19 protein-coding genes and 1 pseudogene are annotated in these 21691 nt (G+C 72.3%); 12 read left to right on the forward strand and 8 right to left on the reverse strand.

The genetic code is table 11. From position 1 onward, the window contains the following. From N4P33_RS17310 to N4P33_RS17330, 5 genes are all read left to right on the forward strand, one after another. Nucleotides 1-934: ATP-binding protein (locus tag N4P33_RS17310; protein WP_260827519.1), on the forward strand; the 934-nt coding region annotated here is incomplete at its 5' end. Nucleotides 935-1049: 115 nt separating this feature from the next. Next, nucleotides 1050-1688, forward strand: coding sequence for an SH3 domain-containing protein (locus tag N4P33_RS17315; protein ID WP_260827520.1), 639 nt, complete (start codon nt 1050-1052; stop codon nt 1686-1688). Nucleotides 1689-1731: 43 nt separating this feature from the next. Beyond that, a complete protein-coding gene (locus N4P33_RS17320; protein ID WP_399029629.1) occupies nt 1732-3324 on the forward strand; it encodes an FtsW/RodA/SpoVE family cell cycle protein in 1593 nt (530 codons plus the stop codon). Beyond that, entirely contained in the window at nt 3321-4778 is a 1458-nt protein-coding gene (locus N4P33_RS17325; RefSeq protein WP_260827521.1) for a penicillin-binding transpeptidase domain-containing protein, read from the forward strand. Before N4P33_RS17320 ends, N4P33_RS17325 begins: the two co-directional genes overlap by 4 nt. 44 nt (nt 4779-4822) lie before the next feature. Then, the gene (locus N4P33_RS17330; protein WP_260827522.1) at nt 4823-5326 is read left to right on the forward strand and encodes a DUF3291 domain-containing protein; all 504 of its coding nucleotides are present in this window, start codon (nt 4823-4825) and stop codon (nt 5324-5326) included. A gap of 133 nt (nt 5327-5459) precedes the next feature. Here N4P33_RS17330 and N4P33_RS17335 read toward each other — a convergent pair whose 3' ends face one another. Further along, nucleotides 5460-6584: a ferritin-like domain-containing protein gene (locus N4P33_RS17335; protein WP_260827523.1), complete on the reverse strand. Its 1125-nt coding sequence runs from the start codon at nt 6582-6584 to the stop codon at nt 5460-5462. A 136-nt stretch (nt 6585-6720) separates the two neighbouring features. On the opposite strand from N4P33_RS17335, the gene N4P33_RS17340 reads away from it, so the two are divergent. The 4 genes from N4P33_RS17340 (at nt 6721) to N4P33_RS17355 (ending at nt 10031) form a co-directional block, all read left to right on the forward strand. Then, nucleotides 6721-7659 carry a diiron oxygenase gene (locus N4P33_RS17340; protein ID WP_260827524.1) on the forward strand — a complete coding sequence of 313 codons (939 nt, stop codon included), beginning with the start codon at nt 6721-6723 and terminating at the stop codon, nt 7657-7659. A gap of 128 nt (nt 7660-7787) precedes the next feature. Continuing rightward, nucleotides 7788-8432: a TetR/AcrR family transcriptional regulator gene (locus tag N4P33_RS17345; protein ID WP_260827525.1), complete on the forward strand. Its 645-nt coding sequence runs from the start codon at nt 7788-7790 to the stop codon at nt 8430-8432. Nucleotides 8433-8458: 26 nt separating this feature from the next. Beyond that, entirely contained in the window at nt 8459-8773 is a 315-nt protein-coding gene (locus N4P33_RS17350) for a hypothetical protein (protein ID WP_260827526.1), read from the forward strand. A 103-nt stretch (nt 8774-8876) separates the two neighbouring features. After that, nucleotides 8877-10031 carry a C40 family peptidase gene (locus N4P33_RS17355; protein WP_260827527.1) on the forward strand — a complete coding sequence of 385 codons (1155 nt, stop codon included), beginning with the start codon at nt 8877-8879 and terminating at the stop codon, nt 10029-10031. On the opposite strand, the gene N4P33_RS17360 is transcribed toward N4P33_RS17355, so the two are convergent. Genes N4P33_RS17360 through N4P33_RS17380 form a run of 5 tightly spaced genes read right to left on the reverse strand, consistent with a single transcriptional unit; the run spans nt 9995 to nt 16097 of the window. Then, complete coding sequence (locus tag N4P33_RS17360) at nt 9995-11257, reverse strand: styrene monooxygenase/indole monooxygenase family protein (RefSeq protein WP_260827528.1); 1263 nt, start codon at nt 11255-11257, stop codon at nt 9995-9997. The two genes, N4P33_RS17355 and N4P33_RS17360, sit on opposite strands and share 37 nt — an antisense overlap. Nucleotides 11258-11271: 14 nt before the next feature. Beyond that, complete coding sequence (locus N4P33_RS17365; RefSeq protein ID WP_260827529.1) at nt 11272-11922, reverse strand: ATP/GTP-binding protein; 651 nt, start codon at nt 11920-11922, stop codon at nt 11272-11274. Further along, nucleotides 11903-12325, reverse strand: a complete 423-nt coding sequence (locus N4P33_RS17370; RefSeq protein WP_260827530.1) for a DUF742 domain-containing protein — start codon at nt 12323-12325, stop codon at nt 11903-11905. Before N4P33_RS17370 ends, N4P33_RS17365 begins: the two co-directional genes overlap by 20 nt. Further along, nucleotides 12322-12825, reverse strand: coding sequence for a roadblock/LC7 domain-containing protein (locus N4P33_RS17375; RefSeq protein WP_260827531.1), 504 nt, complete (start codon nt 12823-12825; stop codon nt 12322-12324). The genes N4P33_RS17370 and N4P33_RS17375 overlap by 4 nt, the downstream gene beginning before the upstream one ends. Continuing rightward, nucleotides 12822-16097 carry a nitrate- and nitrite sensing domain-containing protein gene (locus tag N4P33_RS17380; protein ID WP_260827532.1) on the reverse strand — a complete coding sequence of 1092 codons (3276 nt, stop codon included), beginning with the start codon at nt 16095-16097 and terminating at the stop codon, nt 12822-12824. The genes N4P33_RS17375 and N4P33_RS17380 overlap by 4 nt, the downstream gene beginning before the upstream one ends. Before the next feature lie 396 nt (nt 16098-16493). On the opposite strand from N4P33_RS17380, the gene N4P33_RS17385 reads away from it, so the two are divergent. Next, nucleotides 16494-17279: a protein phosphatase 2C domain-containing protein gene (locus tag N4P33_RS17385; protein ID WP_260827533.1), complete on the forward strand. Its 786-nt coding sequence runs from the start codon at nt 16494-16496 to the stop codon at nt 17277-17279. 124 nt (nt 17280-17403) lie between these two features. Here the strand turns inward: N4P33_RS17385 and N4P33_RS17390 are convergent, their stop codons facing one another. Continuing rightward, nucleotides 17404-17898, reverse strand: coding sequence for a MarR family winged helix-turn-helix transcriptional regulator (locus N4P33_RS17390; protein WP_260827534.1), 495 nt, complete (start codon nt 17896-17898; stop codon nt 17404-17406). Between the two features lie 159 nt (nt 17899-18057). On the opposite strand from N4P33_RS17390, the gene N4P33_RS17395 reads away from it, so the two are divergent. Next, the gene (locus N4P33_RS17395; protein ID WP_260827535.1) at nt 18058-18888 is read left to right on the forward strand and encodes a lysozyme; all 831 of its coding nucleotides are present in this window, start codon (nt 18058-18060) and stop codon (nt 18886-18888) included. A 75-nt stretch (nt 18889-18963) separates the two neighbouring features. Here N4P33_RS17395 and lon read toward each other — a convergent pair whose 3' ends face one another. Then, nucleotides 18964-21366 carry an endopeptidase La gene (gene lon / locus N4P33_RS17400; RefSeq protein WP_260827536.1) on the reverse strand — a complete coding sequence of 801 codons (2403 nt, stop codon included), beginning with the start codon at nt 21364-21366 and terminating at the stop codon, nt 18964-18966. Nucleotides 21367-21490: 124 nt separating this feature from the next. On the opposite strand from lon, the pseudogene N4P33_RS17405 reads away from it, so the two are divergent. After that, nucleotides 21491-21691: pseudogene (locus N4P33_RS17405) on the forward strand (spermidine synthase); the annotation flags it as partial.

The raw sequence follows: 21691 nt of genomic DNA on the forward strand, positions 1-21691 counted from the left end.
CGGCGAGCGGGCGCTGGCCGTCCGGGTCGACTACTCCCAGGGCGAGCGCACCATCGACGGCCTCGACCGGGCGATCGTGCTGTCCTCGGCCCTGGCGATCGGGGCCACGCTGCTGGTGGGCGCCTTCTCGGTGACCCGGGTGACCCGGCGGCTGCACGCCACCGCGCGGGTGGCCCGGCGGATCAGCGCGGGCGATCTCGACGCGCGCGTGGACGACCCGCGCGCCCGGGACCGTACGCGTCCGCAGGACGAGGTGGCCGCGGTCGCCGCAGCGCTGGACTCCATGGCGGCCTCGCTGCAGGGCAAGCTGCTCGCCGAACAGCGCTTCACGGCCGACGTGGCGCACGAGCTGCGCACCCCGCTGACCGGGCTGCACGCGGCGGCCGAGCTGCTGCCGCCGGGCCGGCCGACCGAGCTGGTACGGGACCGGGTGGCGGCGCTGCGCACCCTCACCGAGGACCTGCTGGAGATCTCCCGCCTCGACGCCCGGCGCGAGCGGCTGGAGCTGGACACCGAGCAGCTCGGGGCGCTGGCCCGGCGTGTGGTGCGGGCGTCGGGGACGGACACGGAGGTCGTCGTCGTCCGGGATGTCGCCGTGGAGACCGACCGGCGGCGGCTGGAGCGGGTGCTGGGCAATCTGGTGGCCAACGCGCACCGGCACGGGCGGGCGCCGGTGACGCTGACGGTCGACGGATCCGTCGTCACCGTGCGCGACCACGGGGACGGGTTCCCGGAGTACCTCCTGGCGCACGGGCCGCAGCGGTTCCGCACGGAGAGCGGGACGAAGGGGCACGGGCTCGGGCTGACCATCGCGTTGGGCCAGGCGGAGGTACTCGGCGCACGGCTGGACTTCGCGAACGCGCCCGACGGCGGCGCCATGACCACGCTGACACTCCCTCAGAGCGGGGACGCAACCGCCAACGGTGTGATCTGACGGCTTCTCCGATGGCGCAGTAAGGCGGGCGGTTCCACTCCGGGCGCTCCTAGTGTGACGACATGTGGCGACACGTCACCTTCGACACGTTCGTCCCTCATATGGAGGTACTGCCATGTCCTTGCGTTATCCCCTGACCCGCCGTCTGCCCATAGCGCTCGCCGCCGGTGCGCTGGCCGTCGCGGCCGCCGTAGCCCCTGCGGTCGCGAGCGACGACGGGGACGACGGCGGTGGCGGCAACGGCACCTGGAGCCAGCAGCAGAGCGGCGGCAACGGCGACACCGGTGGTGACACCGGCGGCGGCTACGACCAAGGGTCCGGGCAGGGGTCCGGGCAGGACTCCGGCCAGGGTTCCGACCAGCACGGCGGAAACCAGCAGGGCGGCAACCAGCAAGGTGGAAACCAGCAGGGCGGCAACGGCGACTGGAGCCAGCAGGGCGGTGGCAACGGCAACGCGAACAACCAGGGCGGCGGCAACGGTGACTGGGGCAACCAGGCCGGTGGCAACCACGGCGACCAGGGCCAGTACAAGGGCCGCGTCACCGCCGACCGGCTGGCGCTGCGCACCGCCCCGACCCGGGGTGCGAAGGTCATCCGCTACGCCCACCGGGGCGAGGTCGTCTCGATCTTCTGCAAGGTCCCCGGCGATCGGGTGGACGGCAACCCGCTGTGGTACCTGCTCACCGACGGCACCTGGGCCTGGGGTGCGGCCCGTTACATCGACAACATCGGGCCGGCGCCACGCTGGTGCTGACCGGCGAAGCACGCACGACACGGCATTTCGGTAGGTTCCGGACATGAGCAAGGCCGGAATGACCCTGGCGACGGCGGATCCGCCCGCGCCCCCCGTCCGTCTCCCCCGGCGCCGTGGCATCGAACTGTCCCTGCTCCTGCTGGCCGTTCTGCTCTCGGTCTACGGCTACTGCGCCGTCGGACTCGCGAAGAACGGCTCCGTCCCGCCCGGCGCCGCCGGTTACGGCGCCGGGCTCGGCGTGCTCGCGCTGGTCGCCCATCTGGCGGTGCGCTTCCGCGCCCCCTGGGCCGATCCGCTGCTGCTGCCCATCGCCGTGCTGCTCAACGGGCTCGGCCTGGTGCTCATCTACCGGCTGGACCTGGAGACGCCGTACGACCGCGCCGCCCCCACCCAGCTGGTGTGGTCGACGCTGGGTGTGACGCTGTTCATCGTGGTGATCCTGGTACTGCGCGACCACCGGGTGCTCCAGCGCTACACCCGCCTGTGTGTCGCCGCCGCGCTGATCCTGCTCACCGTGCCGATCCTCTTCCCGGCGGTGAACGGGGCCCGCATCTGGATCCGGGTGGCCGGATTCTCCATCCAGCCGGGCGAGTTCGCGAAGGTGCTGCTCGCGGTGTTCTTCGCCGCGTATCTCGCCGCGAACCGCACCGCGCTGACGTACTCCGGGCGCCGGTTCTGGGGGCTGCAACTGCCCACCGGCCGGGTGCTGGGTCCGATCCTCGCCGTATGGCTGGTGAGCGTGGGGGTGCTGGTCCTGGAACGGGACCTCGGCACCTCGCTGCTGTTCTTCGGCCTGTTCGTGGTCCTGCTGTACGTCGCCACCGGGCGCACCGGCTGGATCGCCGTCGGTCTGCTGCTGGCCTCGCTGGGCGCGGTGGCGGTGGGCCGACTGGAGCCGCATGTGCACGGCAGGATCGAGACCTGGCTGCATCCCTTCGCGTCGATCGAGGCCGGCGAGGGACCGAACCAGCTCGCCCAGTCGCTGTTCGCCTTCGCGGAGGGCGGGCTGCTCGGCACCGGGCTCGGCCTCGGGCACTCGGTGCTCATCGGCTTCGCCGTGAAGTCGGACTTCATCCTCGCCACGGCCGGTGAGGAGCTGGGCCTGGCCGGGCTCTGTGCGATCTTCCTGCTCTACGGGCTGCTCGTCGACCGCGGTTACCGGGCGGGCCTCGCCCTGCGCGACCCGTTCGGCCGGCTGCTGGCGGTGGGGCTCTCCTCGATCGTGGCGCTGCAGGTGTTCGTGATCGCGGGCGGGGTGACCGGGCTGATCCCGCTGACGGGGATGGCGATGCCGTTCCTGGCCCAGGGCGGCTCGTCGGTGGTCACCAACTGGGCGATCGTGGCGCTGCTCGTCCGCCTGAGCCACTCGGCACGCCGCCGGGGCGCACCGGGCGGCCGCGCGGAAGCACACCATGACGCCGACGCGGACGCCGAGACCGGCCGCCAGGCCGACCCCGGGGATCAGACCGGGACCGGCCGCCGGATCGAAACCGAGGGTCCGACCAGGACCGGAGGTCAGACCGGGGCCGGCCACCAGGCCGGAGTCCGCCACGATGCCCGAGCCCGCCGCGAGGCCGAAGCCGACCGTGGGGCCACCTCCCGCCCTCACCAGACCGACGGAGGCGGGCGTTCATGACCCGGTACATCCGGCACGCGGCCGTGTTCTGTGCGCTGTTGCTGGTCGCGCTGCTGGTGAACGCCGCGCGGGTGCAGCTGGTGCGGGCCGAGGCCTACCGGGACAATCCCGCGAACCGCCGTGACACCATCGCCCGCTACCACCAGCCGCGCGGCGACATCCTGGTCGACGGCCGGCCGGTGACCGGATCCCGGGACACCGGGGAGCATCTCCGCTACGAACGGACGTACAGCGACGGGCCGTTGTACGCGCCGGTGACCGGTTTCGCCTCCCAGGAGTACGGCACGTCCCTGCTGGAGCACACGGAGGACGCCCTGCTGTCCGGCACGGACCCGGTGCTGGCGCCGCTGCCGCTGTGGAACGAGTACACCCGCTCGCGCAACGCGGGCGGCGACGTGGAGACGACGATCCACCCGGAAGCCCAGCGGGCGGCGTTCGAGGGGCTGCGTTCCCGCAAGGGCGCGGTGGCGGCGGTGGAGCCGGCCACCGGGCGGATCCTGGCGCTGGTGTCGGTGCCGTCGTACGACCCGGAACTGCTGTCCGGGAACGGGGAGACGGCGCGGGACGCCTGGGCGCGGCTGAACGCCGACCCGGACCGGCCGATGCTGAACCGGGCGGTGCGGCAGACGTATCCGCCGGGTTCGACGTTCAAGGTGGTCACCGCGGCGGCGGCGCTGGACGCGGGCGTGGTCACCGACCTGGACAAGCCGACCGACTCCCCCGACCCGTACGTCCTGCCGGGGACGACGACCCGGCTGACCAACGGCTCCAAGGGCTGCGAGGACGCCTCGGTGCGGGAGGCGTTCACCTTCTCCTGCAACACGGTGTTCGCCAAGCTGGGCGTGCGCACGGGCGTGGCGGACATGACGTCGACGGCGCACGCCTTCGGCTTCAACGACGCCGACCTGCGGATGCCGTTCCCGGTGGCGCGCAGCACCTTCGACACCACGGTGGACCGGGCGCAGCTCGCGCTGGCCTCGATCGGGCAGTACAACACGCGGGCGACCCCGCTGCAGATGGCGATGGTGGCGGCGGCCGTGGCGGGCGACGGGCAGGTGCGGGAGCCGTATCTGGTGGAGCGCACGACCCGGGCGAACGGCGGCACGGTGTCGACGACGGGTTCCCGTCCCGTGCGGCGGGCGATGCAGCTGTCGACGGCGATGCGGATGCAGGAGCTGATGCGGGGCGTGGTCGAGAAGGGCACCGGCTCCCGGGCGGCGATCCCCGGCGCGGTGGTCGGCGGCAAGACCGGCACCGCCCAGCACGGACTCGGCAACTCCGGTACGCCGTATGCCTGGTTCGTCGGCTGGGCGCAGGCGAGGAACGACATCCAGCCGAGGGTGGCGGTCGCGGTGGTGGTCGAGGACGCGGCGGCGAACCGCCGTGAGATCAGCGGCGGCGGTACGGCGGCCCCGATCGCCCGCTCGGTGATGAGGGCGGTGCTCGACCCCTGAGACGGGGCTACCGGGATCCGGGCGGCCCGGCCTACCGTCCGGTCATGACTGACGCCGCGTTCGAGCTCGCCCAGGTCAACATCGCCCGTCTCAAAGCCCCTCTGGACTCCCCGCAGTTGAAGGACTTCGTCGACGGTCTCGACCCCGTCAACGCCGACGCCGACGCGGCCCCCGGCTTCGTGTGGCGCCTGCAGAGCGAGTCGGGGGACGCGACCGACGTACCCGTGTTCGACGACGAGTGGCTGATCATCAACATGTCGGTGTGGCGGGACACCGACGCGCTGACCGCGTTCATGTACCAGGGCCGGCACCGCGAACTGCTCGCCCGTCGAAGGGAGTTCTTCGAGCGGATGCAAGAGGCGGTGACGGCCCTGTGGTGGGTCCCGGCCGGCCACCGGCCCACGGTCGCCGAGGCCGAGTCCCGCCTGCTGCACCTGCGCGCCCACGGCCCGACCCCGCACGCCTTCACCCTGCGCACGTCCTTCCCGCCGGGGACGTCGGTGCCGGTGACCGGCGAGCTCCCGGAGGGGCTGGGCTGCTCCGTCTAGGCCCTGTCGTCACATTCCCGCCTGCCTGGCGACGCCATGCACGCTCCCCCACTGCCTTAAGGGCGTGGGAGGTGCCCCCACGACGCCGCCAGGCCCGCCCTCCGGGCGGACGGCGGGAATGTGACGACAGGGCCTAGCGGCCCCCGGCCTCGATCGCCGCCTCCACCTCGGCGACGCGCTCCCGCTCCTCCGCCGCGAACCGCTCCGCGTCCAGCTTCTCGGCGATCTCCTCGTCCTGGTGCATCAGCAGATCGAGGCTGGCGTCGCCCAGCTCCAGGACGCCCATGTCGACATAGGCCTGCTGGAGGCGTTTGCCCCACAGGCCGATGTCCTTGACGCAGGGGACGATGCGGGAGAAGAGCAGCTTGCGGAACAGGGCGAGGAACTCGGACCGCTCGCTGTACTCCTCCGCCTCGGCCTTCGGGACGCCGAAGTTCTCCAGCACCTCGACCCCGCGCAGCCGGTCCCGCATCAGATAGCAGCCCTCGATCACGAACTCCTCGCGTTCGCGCAGTTCGGCGTCGGTGAGCTGCTTGTAGTAGTCGCGCAGCGCCATCCGCCCGAAGGCGACATGGCGGGCCTCGTCCTGCATGACGTAGGCGAGGATCTGTTTGGGCAGCGGCTTGTCGGTGGTGTCCCGGATCATGCCGAACGCGGCGAGCGCCAGGCCCTCGATCAGCACCTGCATGCCCAAGTAGGGCATGTCCCAGCGGGAGTCGCGCAGGGTGTCCCCGAGCAGGGACTGGAGGTTGTCGTTGATCGGGTAGAGCAGCCCGATCTTCTCGTGCAGGAAGCGGCCGTAGATCTCCGCGTGCCGGGCCTCGTCCATCACCTGGGTCGCCGAGTAGAACTTGGCGTCCAGGTCGGGCACCGACTCCACGATCCGGGCGGCGCAGACCATCGCGCCCTGCTCGCCGTGCAGGAACTGGCTGAACTGCCAGGAGGCGTAGTGCCGGCGCAGCTCTCCGCGGTCCTTGTCGCTGAGCTTGGCCCAGTGCTTGGTGCCGTACAGGCTCATGGCCTCGTCGGGCGTCCCGAGCGGATCGTAGGGGTCGACCTCCAGCTCCCAGTCGATCCGCGTCTGCCCGTCCCACTGCTTGTCCTTGCCCTTCTGGTACAGGGCGAGGAGGCGGTCGCGTCCCGAGCCCTCTTTCTGGCCTGGGAAGACGGCCTCCCAGCTGAAGCGGGCCGCGCCGGTGGCCGGCACCTGCCAGTGGGAATCACCCGGATCGGTGGCGTAGCGGTCGAAGCTCGGCATGCTTCGCAGGCTCACACGGAGTAGACGCCGGGTCAACAAGTCGTGTGCGAGGGATTGACGGGCTTGCTGACGGGCAGTCTCATAAGACGAGTGAGTCACCCCGGGTAACCCTGATCCACGACGAGGTGGGACGGTCATGACGACCCTGACGGACACCGACGCGCTCGACGGACTGCGCGACGCACTCGGCCTGCTCAAGGACCGGGAGCAGGTGGCCCAGCGACTGCTCGACTCGTCCGCCAAGCACTCCTTCGACCCGGACAAGGAGCTGGACTGGGACGCGCCCTTCGAGGAGGGCAAGTGGTTCTGGCCGCCGGAGCTGGTCTCGCTGTACGGCACGCCGATGTGGAAGCGGATGAGCGAGGAGCAGCGCATCCTGCTCTCCCAGCACGAGGCGGCGGCCCTCGCCTCGCTCGGCATCTGGTTCGAGCTGATCCTGATGCAGCTGCTGGTCCGGCACATCTACGACAAGGCGGCGACGAGCGCGCACGTGCGCTACGCGCTCACCGAGATCGAGGACGAGTGCCGGCACTCCAAGATGTTCGCCCGGGTGATCAACCGCGGCGACACCCCCTGGTACCCGGTGAGCCCGATCCACCACAACCTGGGCCGCCTGTTCAAGACGATCTCCACCACCCCCGGCTCCTTCACCGCCACGCTGCTCGGCGAGGAGGTCCTGGACTGGATGCAGCGCCTCACCTTCCCCGACGAGCGCGTCCAGCCGCTCATCCGGGGCGTCACGCGCATCCACGTCGTGGAGGAGGCCCGCCACGTCCGCTACGCCCGCGAGGAACTCCGCCGCCAGATGGTGACCGCCCCGAGGTGGTCCCAGGAATTCACCCGCCTCACCTCCGGCGAATTCGCCCGCGTCTTCTCGGTCGCCTTCGTCAACCCCGAGGTCTACACGAACGTCGGCCTGAACAAACGGGAGGCCATGGCCCAGGTCAAGGCCAGCGCACATCGGCGGGAGGTCATGCAGACGGGAGCGAAGCGTCTCACGGACTTCCTGGACGACATAGGGGTCCTACGCGGAGTAGGCCGCCGCCTGTGGAGGTCGTCGGGCCTTTTGGCCTAGGACGCGGCAAACACCCTCAGGGGCGCGGGGCTGTGTCGATATGCGGCTCCGCCGCGTGGGCGCGAAAGCCACAGCGCACCCGCAGCCGGACGCGACCAGCAACCCCCACGGCGATTACCCTGCAACACATGACCGCCGCCCCCGCCTACCGGCGACTAAGCGTCGAGGAACGCCGCCACCAGCTCCTCACCGCCGCGCTCTCCCTCTTCGCCCACCACGCCCCGGAGGAGATCTCCCTCGACGACGTGGCAGAAGCGGCCGGAGTCTCCCGCCCCTTGGTCTACCGATACTTCCCCGGCGGCAAGCAACAGCTCTACGAGGCCGCCCTCCGCTCCGCCGCCGACGAACTCCAGCACTGCTTCGACGAGCCGCACGAGGGCCCCCTCCTCCCCCGCCTCGCCCGCGCCCTGGACCGCTACCTCGCCTTCGTCGACCAGCACGACACCGGCTTCAGCGCCCTGCTCCAGGGCGGCAGCGTCGTCGAGACCTCCCGTACGACCGCGATCGTCGACGGCGTACGCCGCGCCGCCGCCGAGCACATCCTCAGCCACCTCGGGGTCCCCGACCCCGGCCCCCGGCTGCGCATGACCATCCGCATGTGGATCACCGCCGTGGAGGCGGCGTCCCTCATCTGGCTCGACGAGGACAAGCAGCCGCCGATGGACGAGCTGCGGGACTGGCTGGTGGAGCAGTTCGTCGCCGTCCTGGAGGTCACGGCCCGGCGCGACACCCAGACGGAGACGCTGCTGCGGGCACTGGCCGCGGATCTCTGAGCCACGAGGAACGGGACACTGCTGCCGTGAAGAGCGAAGACACCCCCTTCGAGGGCGGGCCCATGGACGGCCGCGTCCTGCCCGTCCTCCTGGGCATCACCGGGCACCCGCCCAAGACGTACCGCATCCCCGTCCCGGCCCCCGACGGCGGCCCGCCCACCGTGCTGGTCTACGTACGGACACCGCGCGGACGCGGCGGGCGTACCGGGCTGACCCGCGGCTGGAAGTACGTCTACGCCCCCGAGGGCGCGCCGCCGAGCCGGCTGAAGTGGCCGTGGTCGCGGCCCGCCGCCGATCCAGACGCCACGCCGAAGGGCAAGCCGGACGACGCGGACGGGTGACCGGGTTGCGCCGAACCGCGCACACTCGGCGCGCGGGACGCGCGGGACCGTCTGATGCTCGCGATGCGGAGCGGAGGGGCCGCCCCGCATCGGAGGTGACGTCGTGTCAGGAATGCTTCTGCGTCTGGTGTGTACGGCGGCGGTGGCGGCCGGGACCGTCCTCGCACCCGTGCCCGCGGCGGCGGCGCCCGAGCCGCCCGCGCCCGGTGAGCGGCCCGCCACCAAACTGCTGACGGACCTTCAGAAGCTGTACCGGGCGGCGGAGAAGGCCACCGAGACCTACAACGCGACCGAGGAGCGGCTGAAGAAGCAGCGCGCCCTGACCCAGCGGCTGGAGCGTGCTCTCGCCCGCACCCGGACCTCCCTGCACGACAGCCGGGGCGAGGCCGGGCGGCTGGCCCGTCAGCAGTACCAGAGCCGCAGCGACCTCTCCCCCTACCTGAGGTTGCTCCTCGCCCGCGACGCGCAGGCGGCCCTCGACCAGGGGCAGGTGATCGGGCAGCTGGCCCGGCAGCGGTCCCGGACGGTGGGCCGGCTGACCGGCGCGGAGAAGAAGGCCGACGCCCTGGCCCGCCGGGCACGCAAGGCGCTCGACGCGCAACTCGCCCTCGCCGAGCGGCGCAAGAAGGAACGCGACGAGGTGCGCGAGCGGCTGCACGAGGTGGAGGAGCTGCTCGCCTCCCTCAGCGCGGAGCAGCTGGCCGCGCTGGCCGAGCTGGAGCGCACCGAGGTCGCCGAGGAACAGCGGAAGCTGGTGACCTCCGGCGCGCTGCCCGCCCCGGGCGCGCCCTCCGCGCCGTCCGCGGCCGGCGACCGGGCGGTGCGCTATGCCGTCGAGCAGATCGGGAAGCCGTACGAGTGGGGCGCGGAGGGCCCGAGGACGTACGACTGCTCCGGGCTGACGTCCGAGGCGTGGAACGCGGCCGGGACGCCCGTCCCCCGCACCAGCCAGGAGCAGTGGGCCCGCCTGAAGCGCATCCCGCTGAAGCAGCTGCGCCCCGGGGACCTGGTCCTGTACTTCCCCGAGGCCACCCATGTCGCCCTCTACCTCGGCGACGGCAAGGTGATCCAGGCCCCCCGCCCGGGCGCGAGGATCAAGGTCTCCCCCCTCGCCGCCAACCCCGTCCTGGGCGCCGTACGCCCCGACCCGGCCGGGAAGCCCCTGCGGCACTACGAGCCGCCGGAGCTCCCCGAGGGGGCCACGGAAGGATCGGATCTGGGCTACGCGCCCGCGGCCCCGGAGACCTCCATCAGGTAGCCCTCGGTCTTCTGCGGGTCGTAGAAGAAGTTCTCGAAGTCCGCCGGGTTGTCGAAGCCGTTGGCGAAGCGGTCGGCGACCGGCTGGAGCTGGCCCGCCGCGCCGATGAGGTTGAGGATGTGCTCGGGCGGCGGGGCGAGCATGGCGTTGGTCCACTTGGTGACGTGCTGGGCGGTGTCCCAGTAGCGGTCGAAGGTGGACTGCATCCACTCCTCGTCGAACGGCTTGTCGCCGTGCTCCAGGATCGAGGCGAGGTACGAAGCCGCGCACTTGGAGGCGGAGTTGGAGCCCTGGCCGGTGATCGGGTCGTTGGCGACGACCACGTCGGCGACGCCGAGGACCAGCCCGCCGCCGGGGAGGCGGCCGATGGGGTTGCGGACGGTCGGGGCGTAGCGGCCGGCGAGGGTGCCGCCGGCGTCGGTCAGTTCGACCTTGGTGGCCCGCGCGTACTCCCAGGGGAGGTACTTCTCCATGAGTTCCAGGGTCAGGGAGAGGTGCTCCGAGGGGTCCTTGACGTCCTTGAAGACGTCCAGCGGGCCGCCGGGTATGCCCTCCCAGAACAGGATGTCGGCGCGGCCGGAGGTGGTGAGCGTCGGCATGACGAACAGCTCGCCGACGCCGGGCACCAGATTGCAGCGGACCGCCTCGGTGTCCGGGTGCTCCGGGCGCGGGCCGAGGCCGTGGACGTAGGCGACGGCGAGGGCGCGCTGCGGCTCGCTGTACGGGGAGCGCTCCGGGTCGCGGGCGAACATCTGCACCAGCTCGCCCTTGCCCGCCGAGACGAGCACCAGGTCGTAGGTGCGGGAGAAGTAGTCGAGGTCGCCGACCGCCGCGCCGTGGATGACCAGCTGGCCGCCGCGCTGGGCGAAGGTCTCCATCCAGCCGGCCATCTTCACCCGCTGGTCGACGGACTGGGCGTACCCGTCGAGGTGCCCCAGCCAGTCGATGGCCCGCTGCGTCTGGCCCTGCTCCCAGGAGCCGGGGGCCGCGACCGAGACGCCAAGTCCTTCGATCTTCGGGGCCTGGGACTCCCAGAAGTTCAGCTGGAGATCGCGCTCGTGCTGCAGGGCCGTGTGGAACATGCACTGCGTCGACATCACCCTGCCGGTACGGATCTCGTCCGCGGTCCGGTTGGACATCAGGGTGACCTCGTACCCGTGCGACTGGAGGCCGAGGGCGAGCTGGAGTCCGGACTGGCCGGCTCCGACGACGAGTATCTTCCGCATGCGTTGGGTGTCTCCTACTCGGGGGTTTCGTCGAGCGCGTGGCCCACGAGGGACAGAAGGGTCTCGATGACCGAGATCCGGCGGCGCGCATCCATGATCATGACAGGTATGTGCGCGGGGATCGTCAACGCCTCCCGCACGTCCTCCGGTTCGAACAGCTCGCTGCCGTCGAAGTGGTTGACGGCGACGACGTACGGCAGTCCGCAGCTCTCGAAGTAGTCCAGCGCCGGGAAGCAGTCCTTGAGGCGGCGGGTGTCGGCCATGACGACGGCGCCGATCGCGCCGCGCACCAGGTCGTCCCACATGAACCAGAACCGCTGCTGACCGGGCGTGCCGAACAGGTACAGCACCAGGTCGTCGTCGAGCGTGATGCGGCCGAAGTCCATCGCCACGGTGGTGGTGAGCTTGTCCGGCGTGGCGGTGAGGTCGTCGGTGTCCTCGCTCGCCTGGGTCATCAGCGCCTCGGTCTGCAGCGGCGTGATCTCCGAGACGGCGGTGACCAGGGTGGTCTTGCCGACGCCGAAGCCGCCCGCGACCACGATCTTGGTGGCGATCGGTGCGCGGGTGCGGTCCGTCTGCCAGGGCTGCATCGGCTCGTCGGGCTCGGCGGCGAGCGGGGAGACGCCTCTTGCGGCGTCGGAGACGTCAGAGACGGCGGAGTCCACTGAGCACCCTTTCCAGCAGAGCGCGGTCCGGCCGGCCCGTGCCGTGGCCGGTTCCGGTGCCGTACACACGGATCTTTCCCTGGTCCGCGAGGTCGCTGAGCAGCACGCGGACCACGCCGAGCGGCATCTTCAGCAGCGCGGCGATCTCGGCCACCGTACGCATACGGCGGCACAGTTCGACGATGGCCCGCATCTCCGGCATGATCGCCGACTTCAGCGAGCCGTTCGTCAGCTCCCGGCGTTCCTCGGCGCCCTCCAGCGCGGCCGTGCTGCCGACGAACGTCTCGACGAGCAGGACGTGCCCGAAGCGGGTACGGCCGCCGGTGAGGGAGTACGGGCGGACCCGGGCGGGTTTGCGGTCGGCGCCGCGGACGGGGAGGTGTTTCCTGGACGTACTGCTCATCGGGTACTCCCGGTGGACTCGTTCTCCAGGGACTTGCGCAGCTCGCTGCGGAGTTCGGGCGTGAGGACATGGCCGGCGCGGCCGACGAACAGGGCCATGTGGTACGCCACCACGCTCATGTCGCAGTCCGCGGAGCCGTGCACGCCGAGCAGCGAGCCGTCGCTGATCGACATGACGAACAGGCTGCCCTCGTCCATCGCGACCATGCTGTGCTTGACCGCGCCGAAGTCCATCAGCCGGGCGGCGCCGACGGTGAGGCTGCCGATGCCGGAGACGACGGTGGCCAGGTCGGCGGCGGAGCCGCGGGGGCCGGTGCGGTGCTGGGTGCGGGACTGCCGGGCCTGGTCGAGGTGACCGGCGTCGGAGGAGAGGAGCAGCAGGCCGTCGGAGGAGACCACCGCGACGGAGAGGATGCCGGGCACCTCCTCGACCAGGTTGGTCAGCAGCCAGTGCAGATTGCGGGCCTCACTGCTCAGTCCGAAGGTACTGGGCGCGGTCAACTGCTTGCCTCCTCGACGGTGCCCCCCGTGGCTTCTTCGGATGTGCCTGGTGTCGCTGTGGTCCGGTCCGGCCGCTGGTGCCGGCCGGTCTTCTCGGCGATCTCCGCCTCGACGTCCTTCCGACCGGCCTCCGCGCCGCGCCGGAATCCGCCGAGCCGCCGGCGCAGCGCCTCGGCGTCCACACCGCCGGTGCGCGGCCGCGGCACGGCGGCGGGCGCGGTGATCTTCGGCGTCCGCTTGGGCAGCCCCTTGGCGGTGACGGCGTCTTCCTCACCGCCGCCGTCCTGGGCCCCGTCGGGCACACGCGAGTGTTCGGTGTCGTCCTCGGCACCGGACACGGGCCGCGTCGGCAACCCGGGCCGTGCAAAGTCGCCGGGGGCGGTCCAGGTGCCGGTGACGGACCCGGTCTCGTCATCGGGCGCCCGCTCACCGGCCGGCCTCACCGGTGCGTCGGGGGTGGTCCACTCGCCGGTACCGGAGTGAGTGCCGGCAACGGGTTCGACGTCCTCGCCGGCCGCCGCGTCTCCACCGTCCGGCGCGTGCGGGTCGGCCGCCTGGTCAGGGGCCGGCTCCGCCGCGGACGGCAGCAGCAACTCCATGGTGGTCTCGGCGGGCCGCTCGGCCGGGGGCTCGGTGGACTCCGTGGACCCGGTGGGCCCGGTGCGCCCGGTGGACTCCGTCGGCCCGGCGGGCGCGGCGGCCCCGGTGGGCTCGCTCACCGCACGTTCGGCGGTGTTCCCCGCGAACTCCCCGCTCTGCTCGGCCCCCGCGGGCTCCGCGGACTCCCCAGCCTCCGTGGCGGACTCGCTCGCCGCGCCCTCGGGCGTGCTCCCCGTGAGCTCTTCGCTCCGCTCGGCCTCCGTGGCGGACTTGCGCGCCGCTCTGTCGGCCGGGCTCCCCGCCAGCTCCCCGCTCCGCTCAGCCCCCGCGGGCTCCCCTGCGAGGCCCGCCGCACGGCTGTCCGTCGGCTTCGTGGCGCCGTCGCCCTCGCCCGGCTCCCGTCGCTCCTCCGACTCCCGGCGGCGTACGGCCTTCTCCGCGAGGGCGACCAGGCGGTCGCCGTGCTCCGTGCGGCCGTGGAGGACGTTGGAGTTGGCCTCGGCGTCGGCGCCGGGGAGGCTGAAGGTGTGGGTGGTGCCGGAGACGGGCCCGGAGGTGGGGCCCGCGACGGCGGCGCCGTCGGCGAGCAGCGCCTTGGGGAGGACCACGACCGCGGCCACGCCCCCCTGCTTCTGCGCCCGCAGCTGCACCCGCACCCCGTGCCGCTGGGCGAGCCGCGCCACGACGTACAGCCCGAGCCCGAGACCGTCCTCGCCCTCCGCGTCGTACCCGGCCTCCGGGTCGAACTCGGACAGCCGGGCGTTGAGCCGCTCCAGCCGCTCGGCGGTCATGCCGATGCCCTCGTCCTGCACGGAGAGCATGACCTCGCCGTTCTCCAGCAGCCAGCCGGACACCTCGACGGGCAGGTCCGGCGGCGAGAAGGACGTGGCGTTCTCGAGGAGTTCGGCCAGCAGATGGGACAGGTCGTCCGCCGCGAACCCGGCGATGTGCGCGTGCGGCGGCAGCGCCGCGATCCGCACCCGCTCGTACCGTTCGATCTCGCTGACCGCGGCCCGCGCGACATCCACCAGCGGTACGGGCCCGGCCGTGTGCTGGACGTGCTCGGCACCGGCGAGGACGAGGAGGTTCTCGCTGTGCCGGCGCATCACGGTGGCGAAGTGGTCGAGCTTGAAGAGGGTGGCGAGCCGGTCGGGGTCCTGCTCGCGCTCCTCCAGGCCCTCGATGACGGCGAGTTGCCGCTCCACCAGGCCGAGTGTGCGCAGCGCCAGATTGACGAAGGTGCCGCCGATGCTCTCCTTCAGCCGCTCCAGCTGGGCGGCGGACTCGGCGAGTTCCGCGCGCAGTTCCTCGCGGGCGTCGGCCATCTTCTGCCGCTGGCCCACGAGATGCTTGCGATCGGCCTCCAGCGTGGCGATCCGCTCGGCCAGCCCGGCCGCGTGCGCGTGCAGCGCGTTCACGGAGCGGACGACCTGCGCGAACTCGTCGTTGCGGCCGGTGAAGACGACCGGCTCCTGGCTCGCGGGGTCCTCGGCCTCGGCGAGCCGTGCGGACCCCCGGCGCAGCACCGACAGCGGGCGGGTCAGGGTGCGCGCCATCGCCGTGGCGATACCGACGGCGAGCAGCATCAGCGCGCCGAGGATCGCGACGCGGATCTCCAGCGCGGTGACGTCGTCGTCCCGCAGCTGCGCGAGGTCCTTGCTGCGCTGCTCGAACAGCGCCGACTCCACGCCGCGCATCATGTCGATGCGCGCGGTGAGCGCGGCCCTCAGCTTCCGGGTGTCGGTGCCGAGCTCGGCGTCGGAGAGGGCCGGCTCGTCGGTGAGCCGGGCCAGGTACTTCTCGGCGGAGTTGACCTCGGGCCCGGTCACGGTGGAGTCGTACGACGTCCGGGCGGCCTGGGGCGCGGTGTCGCGGAAGTCGGCGAGGGCCGCGTCCGAGCGCAGCCGGGCCTGGAGCGCGGCGGCGGTGAGCGCGTCGCGCCGCTTGGTGTCGGCGGCGGACGAGCCGGTGGACGTGGACGGCAGCCCGGTGATCGGGTCGATCACGGTCTCGGTGCTGCGCGGCACGCTGAGCGCGGCGAGGAGCAGCCCCCGGGTGGCGGCGGCCTGCTGGACGGCCGAGTCCAGCTCGGCGAGCGCGTAGGCGCCCGAGCCCGCGCGGGGCGGCGTCTTCTCCGCGAGCCGCTCGGCGAGCCGGTGCAGTTCGTTGATCGCGGCCGAGTAGGCCTGGTGCGCCTCCAGGGCGCTGTCCTTGCCGGTGAGCGCGGCCCGGCGGACGGCGGCGATGGCGTCGAGGTCGTCGCGCAGCTCGTCGGAGGCCTCGGTGCCGGCGCGCAGTTCCTCGACCTGCCGGTCGACGCGCGCGCTGTGCTCCTCGGACGGCGCCTTGGACTTGGGGCGGCCCGCGGCGATGAAGGAGGTGACCTCGTCCCGCTCGTCGGCGAGGGAGTGGGCGAGGCTGAGGGCGTCCTGGGTCTGCTCGGAGAGCGTCACCAGCTCCTGGGCGTCACTGAGTTGCCCGGAGGCCGTGAGCAGGGAGGGCGTGCCCGCACCGGCGATCGCGGCGGCCACCACGGCGACGGCCACGATGAGCCGGTTGCGTACGCGGGTGGGGCGGCCCCTGCCGACGGTGGGCGTCTGCTCCGTGTCCCCCGCGGGGGGCGTCTGCTTGCCTGTGCGACGAGGCCGCGACTTCTGCACCGGTGCTCGCATTCCTGACTCGTGTACCCGTGGGCCCGGGTGACGCTCCGTCAACGGGCGCGGACGCCTTCCCCGAGCCGTCGACCGTGCTCGGGCCGTTCAGGCGCCCCCATCGCTCCCCGACCCTCCCAGTGCCAGTGGGCAGTGGATGCGCATCACCTGACCCGCCACTCGAAGGAGTGAACATCGGACGTGAGTTGGGGAGCAAGTTCCGCTGTCCTGTGCAGCGGCCTTGCGCGGCACGCCGGTTGGACGTCCGCGGCGGGCGGTGGCAGTATTCGCCGCCACGCCTTCCCGGAGTACAGCATTCCGCCCCAAATCCGGCGGCTGACCTGCGCGGCCGCGGGGATCCTGCGACGATTGCCAGCCCCTTGCGACCCTTGTGAAGGGGTCGTGCAGACTGGCCGGATGCGAACGGAGCTTGTATCGGAGCCGGGTGATGCGGACCGCCCCAACGAGGACTTCGCGAGCGTCGGACTTCCGGCGTCAGGACTGGGCGGTTCGCTCGTCGTGCTGGACGGGGTCACGCCGCCGAAGGACGGGACGGGCTGTCTGCATGCGGTGCCCTGGTTCACCGCGCGCCTCGGCGGGGCGCTGGCCGAACTGACCGTTTCGCTCCCGGACGTCCCCCTGGCCGATCTGCTCTCCCGCGCCATCGCCAGGACCGCCGAGGCCCACGCCGACAGCTGTGACCTTTCTCACCCCCGGACGCCCCAGGCAACGGTCGTGCTGGCCCGCTGGTCACCGGCCGCGGTGGAGTACCTGGTCCTGTCCGACTCGGCCCTGCTGGTCGAGTCCCCCACCGGCGCGGTCACGGCCCTGCTCGACGACCGGCTCTCCCTCCTGCCCCGCTCGGCCCTCGCCACGGACGCCCTGGTGGACACCACGCTCCGCAACAAGGAGGGCGGCTTCTTCACGGCCGCCGCGGACCCCTCGGTGGCGTCCCGCGCGATCACCGGCTCCCTCCCCCGCGAGGAGGTCCGCACCCTCCTGGCCCTGACCGACGGCGCGACCCGCTGGGTGGACCGCTTCAGCGAGGGCGACTGGTGCGACTGCCTCACCTTCGTCCGCAAGGAGGGCGCCCAGGCCCTGGTGGACCGCGTACGGGAACTGGAGCGAGCGGACACGGACAGGCTCGTACTCGGCCGCAGCAAGAAGCACGACGACGCGACGGTGGTGTACGTGGAGCTGTGAACGGTCCTGTGCGTGGACCTGTGAGCACGGGGCACGGCAGCCGACCCAGGGGCGCGGGGAACTGCGCGACCAGCTCCCACAACCCGCAGCCCGCACACCACCCGAGCCCCCACCCCCTACCCGGCTACTTCTCCATGCTCCGGTTCAGCTGCCCCAGCAACCGCGCCAACTCGATCACCTCACCCGCATCCCAGTCCGCCAGCCGCCCCGCATACCGCGCCCGCCGCGCCTCCCGCACCCGGCGCACCCTCTCCTGCCCCTCCTGGGTGAGCGCGACCAGCCACGCCCGCCCGTCCGCCGGATCCGGCTCCCGCGCGACCAGCCCCAACTCCTCCAGCGCCCGCAGCTGACGCGACATCGTCGCCTTCCCCACCCCGATATAGGCGGCCAGCTCCGTCGCCCGCTGCCGCCCGCATTCATCCAAGCGGACGAGCAGCCCGTACGCCGCCGACTCCAGGTCCGGGTGGACCTCCCGGGCCATCTCCCCCTGGTTGGCCCGGGCACGCCGCAGCAGGACCGTCAACTCCCGTTCCAGGGCGAGGAACCCGGGCTGGTCCACACCGCTCTCGGGCGCCGGGGTCGCGGCACGCTCTCCGCCGCTGTTTCCGTCTTCCTGCACGTCAGCCCCTGCCTAGGTTTTCCCGGTCCTGAAAGTTTCCGCCAAGTGGCGACGTCGCCCCTGCTCCGTAAGTATTTCGCAGGCGTAGACCAACGGCAGCTTCCGGGCCCGGCTGCCCCCCTCACGGTCTGCTTCCCCCACCCCTCTCGGAGGTACTTCATGCCCATACGCGGATCCGGCCGCTCCGCTTTACTCGCCGCCCTGACGGCCGTCGTCGCGGCCCTGCTCGCCGTCCTCTCCCTCCCCCACATGGCCGCCGGGGCCGAGTCCCCGCCCGCCGTCCCGCCCCGCGGCTCCGCGCACATGGGCATGGGCGTCGTCGCCCACGACGGCCGCGGCGGTCTGCCCGCCGGACGCGCCGCCCAGACCGAGGGCGTGGACGTCTCCAGCCACCAGGGCAAGGTGGCCTGGCCGACCCTGTGGAACAGCGGCGTCCGCTGGGCCTACGCCAAGGCCTCGGAGGGCACCTACTACACCAACCCCTACTTCTCCCAGCAGTACGGCGGCTCGTACGACGTCGGCATGATCCACGGCGCGTACCACTTCGCCACCCCCGACACCTCCAGCGGCACCACCCAGGCGAACTACTTCGTCGACCACGGCGGCGGCTGGTCCGCCGACGGCCGCACCCTGCCCGGCGCGCTCGACATCGAGTGGAACCCGTACGGGGACGCCTGCTACGGCAAGTCGCCGAGCGCGATGGTGACCTGGATCCGCGACTTCCTGAACCAGTACCGGGCGCGCACCGGCCGCAACGCGGTGCTCTACACGGCGACGAGCTGGTGGAAGCAGTGCACCGGCAACTACGCCGGCTTCGCCGCGACCACTCCCCTGTGGATCGCCCGGTACGCCTCCAGTGCGGGCGAGCTGCCCGCGGGCTGGAGCTCCTACACGATGTGGCAGTACACCTCGACCGGCCCGACGGTCGGGGACCACGACAAGTTCAACGGCACCCTCGACCAGCTGCGCGGGCTGGCCCTGGGCAGCTGATCACGGCACGACGGGTCGGCGAAGGCCCGGGCCTCCCTCACGGGACCCGGGCCTTCCCTCATCCGGCCGCCTCCGTCACGCGGCGACCGGAACCTCCAGCCCCGCCGGGCTCAGGGCCAGCTCGAGGACCTGCCGGACGTCGGTGACGGTGTGGACGTCGAGCTTGTCCAGCACCTCGGCCGGGACGTCGTCCAGGTCGGGCTCGTTGCGCTTGGGGATGATCACCGTGGTGATGCCCGCCCGGTGCGCGGCGAGCAGCTTCTGCTTCACCCCGCCGATCGGCAGCACCCGCCCGGTCAGCGAGACCTCGCCGGTCATCGCCACATCCGTACGGACCAGCCGGCCCGACAGCAGCGAGGCCAGCGCGGTGGTCATCGTGATGCCGGCGCTCGGGCCGTCCTTGGGGACCGCGCCCGCCGGGAAGTGGATGTGCACGCCCCGGTCCTTCAGGTCGCCCACGGGCAGCTCCAGTTCGGCGCCGTGGCTGCGCAGGAAGCTCAGCGCGATCTGCGCGGACTCCTTCATCACGTCGCCCAGTTGCCCGGTCAGCGTCAGCCCCGCCGCGCCCGTCTCCGGGTCGGCCAGGGACGCCTCCACGTAGAGCACGTCACCGCCCGCGCCGGTCACCGCGAGCCCGGTGGCCACCCCGGGGACGGACGTACGCCGCTCCGCCGGGTCCTGAGCGGACTCGGGCACATGGTGCGGACGCCCGATCAGCCCGCGCAGGTCGCCCTCGGTGACCGTGAACGGCAGTTCCCGCTCGCCCAGTTCGTGCTGGGCGGCCACCTTGCGCAGCAGCCGCGCGATGGACCGCTCCAGGTTGCGTACGCCCGCCTCGCGCGTGTACTCCCCGGCGAGCTTGCGCAGCGCGCCCTCCTCCAGGGTGACCTCGTCCGTGCCGAGCCCGGCGCGTTCCAGCTGGCGCGGGAGCAGGTGGTCCCGCCCGATGACGACCTTCTCGTCCTCGGTGTAGCCGTCCAGGCGGACGATCTCCATACGGTCCGCCAGGGCCTCCGGGATGGCCTCCAGGACGTTGGCGGTGGCGAGGAAGACCACGTCGCTCAGGTCCAGTTCGACCTCCAGGTAGTGGTCCCGGAAGGTGTGGTTCTGCGCGGGGTCGAGCACCTCCAGCAGGGCGGCGGCCGGGTCGCCCCGGAAGTCGGAGCCCACCTTGTCGATCTCGTCGAGCAGGACCACCGGGTTCATCGACCCGGCCTCCTTGACGGCCCGCACGATCCGGCCGGGCAGCGCGCCGACGTACGTACGCCGGTGGCCGCGGATCTCGGCCTCGTCGCGCACACCGCCGAGGGCGACGCGGACGAACTTGCGGCCCATCGCGTGGGCGACGGACTCGCCGAGCGAGGTCTTGCCGACGCCGGGCGGTCCGACCAGGGCGAGCACCGCGCCGCCGCGCCGCCCGCCGACGACGCCGAGCCCGCGCTCGCCGCGCCGCTTGCGCACGGCCAGGTACTCGATGATCCGTTCCTTGACGTCCTGGAGGCCCGCGTGCTCGGCGTCCAGCACCTCCTGGGCGCCCCGGATGTCGTAGGAGTCCTCGGTCCGCTCGTTCCACGGCATCTCCAGGACCGTGTCGAGCCAGGTGCGGATCCAGGAGCCCTCCGGGGACTGGTCGGAGGCCCGCTCCAGCTTGTCGACCTCCTTGAGCGCGGCCTCGCGGACCTTCTCCGGCAGGTCGGCGGCCTCGACGCGGGCCCGGTAGTCGTCGGACTCCTCGCCGTCCTTCTCGCCGTTGAGCTCGCGCAGCTCCTTGCGGACGGCTTCCAGCTGACGGCGCAGCAGGAACTCGCGCTGCTGCTTGTCGACGCCCTCCTGGACGTCCTTGGCGATGGACTCGGCGACGTCCTGCTCGGCGAGGTGGTCGCGCAGCTGCTGCGTGGCGAGCCTCAGCCGGGCGACCGGATCGGTGGTCTCCAGGAGGGCCACCTTCTGCTCGGTGGTCAGGAACGGCGAGTAGCCGGAGTTGTCGGCGAGCGCGGAGACGTCGTCGATGGCCTGGACGCGGTCGACGACCTGCCAGGCGCCGCGCTTGCGCAGCCAGGCGGTGGCGAGGGCCTTGTACTCCTTGACCAGTTCGGTCACGTGTCCCGGCAGCGGGTCCGGCACGGTCTCCTCGATCCGGGTCCCCTCCACCCACAGCGCCGCCCCCGGCCCGGTCGTCCCCGCGCCGATCCGCACCCGGTCCCGGCCGCGGATCAGGGCGCCGGGATCCCCGTCGGCCAGCCTGCCGACCTGCTCGACCGTGCCCAGGACGCCGGTGCCGGCGTAGGTCCCGTCGACGCGTGGCACCAGCAGCACCCGTGGCTTTCCGGGCTCGTTGCGGGCGGCGGCCTGCGCGGCCTCCACCGCGGCGCGCACCTCGGAGTCGCTCAGGTCCAGCGGGACCACCATCCCGGGCAGCACGACCTCGTCGTCGAGCGGCAGCACAGGCAGGGCGAGCGGTGTGGACTCAGCAGCCATGATCTCCCCTTCGGCAGTCAAGTTGAGCTATGCCGACTCAATGCTCGTGAGCCACTGAATGTTCCCCAAGCTCTGTTCGCTCTGAGCGATCACTGAGCCGCGAGGGCCCTGCCAAGATGAACGGATGTCCGCGTACGACATTCCCGATGCACCCGAAGTCCTGGACCGCCGCGAGGGCCCGTACGGCGAGGTCGTGCTGCGCCGGCACGGCGGCCTGCTCCAGATCATCGCGAACGGCTGCTTCCTGATGGACACCTCCGACGGCCGCTCCGAGCGGCGGCTCGTCGACGCCGCCCTCGCCGCGCTGGACGCCGCCGACGCGGGC

It is taken from the genome of Streptomyces sp. 15-116A (assembly GCF_025290915.1).
Taxonomy (GTDB): domain Bacteria; phylum Actinomycetota; class Actinomycetes; order Streptomycetales; family Streptomycetaceae; genus Streptomyces.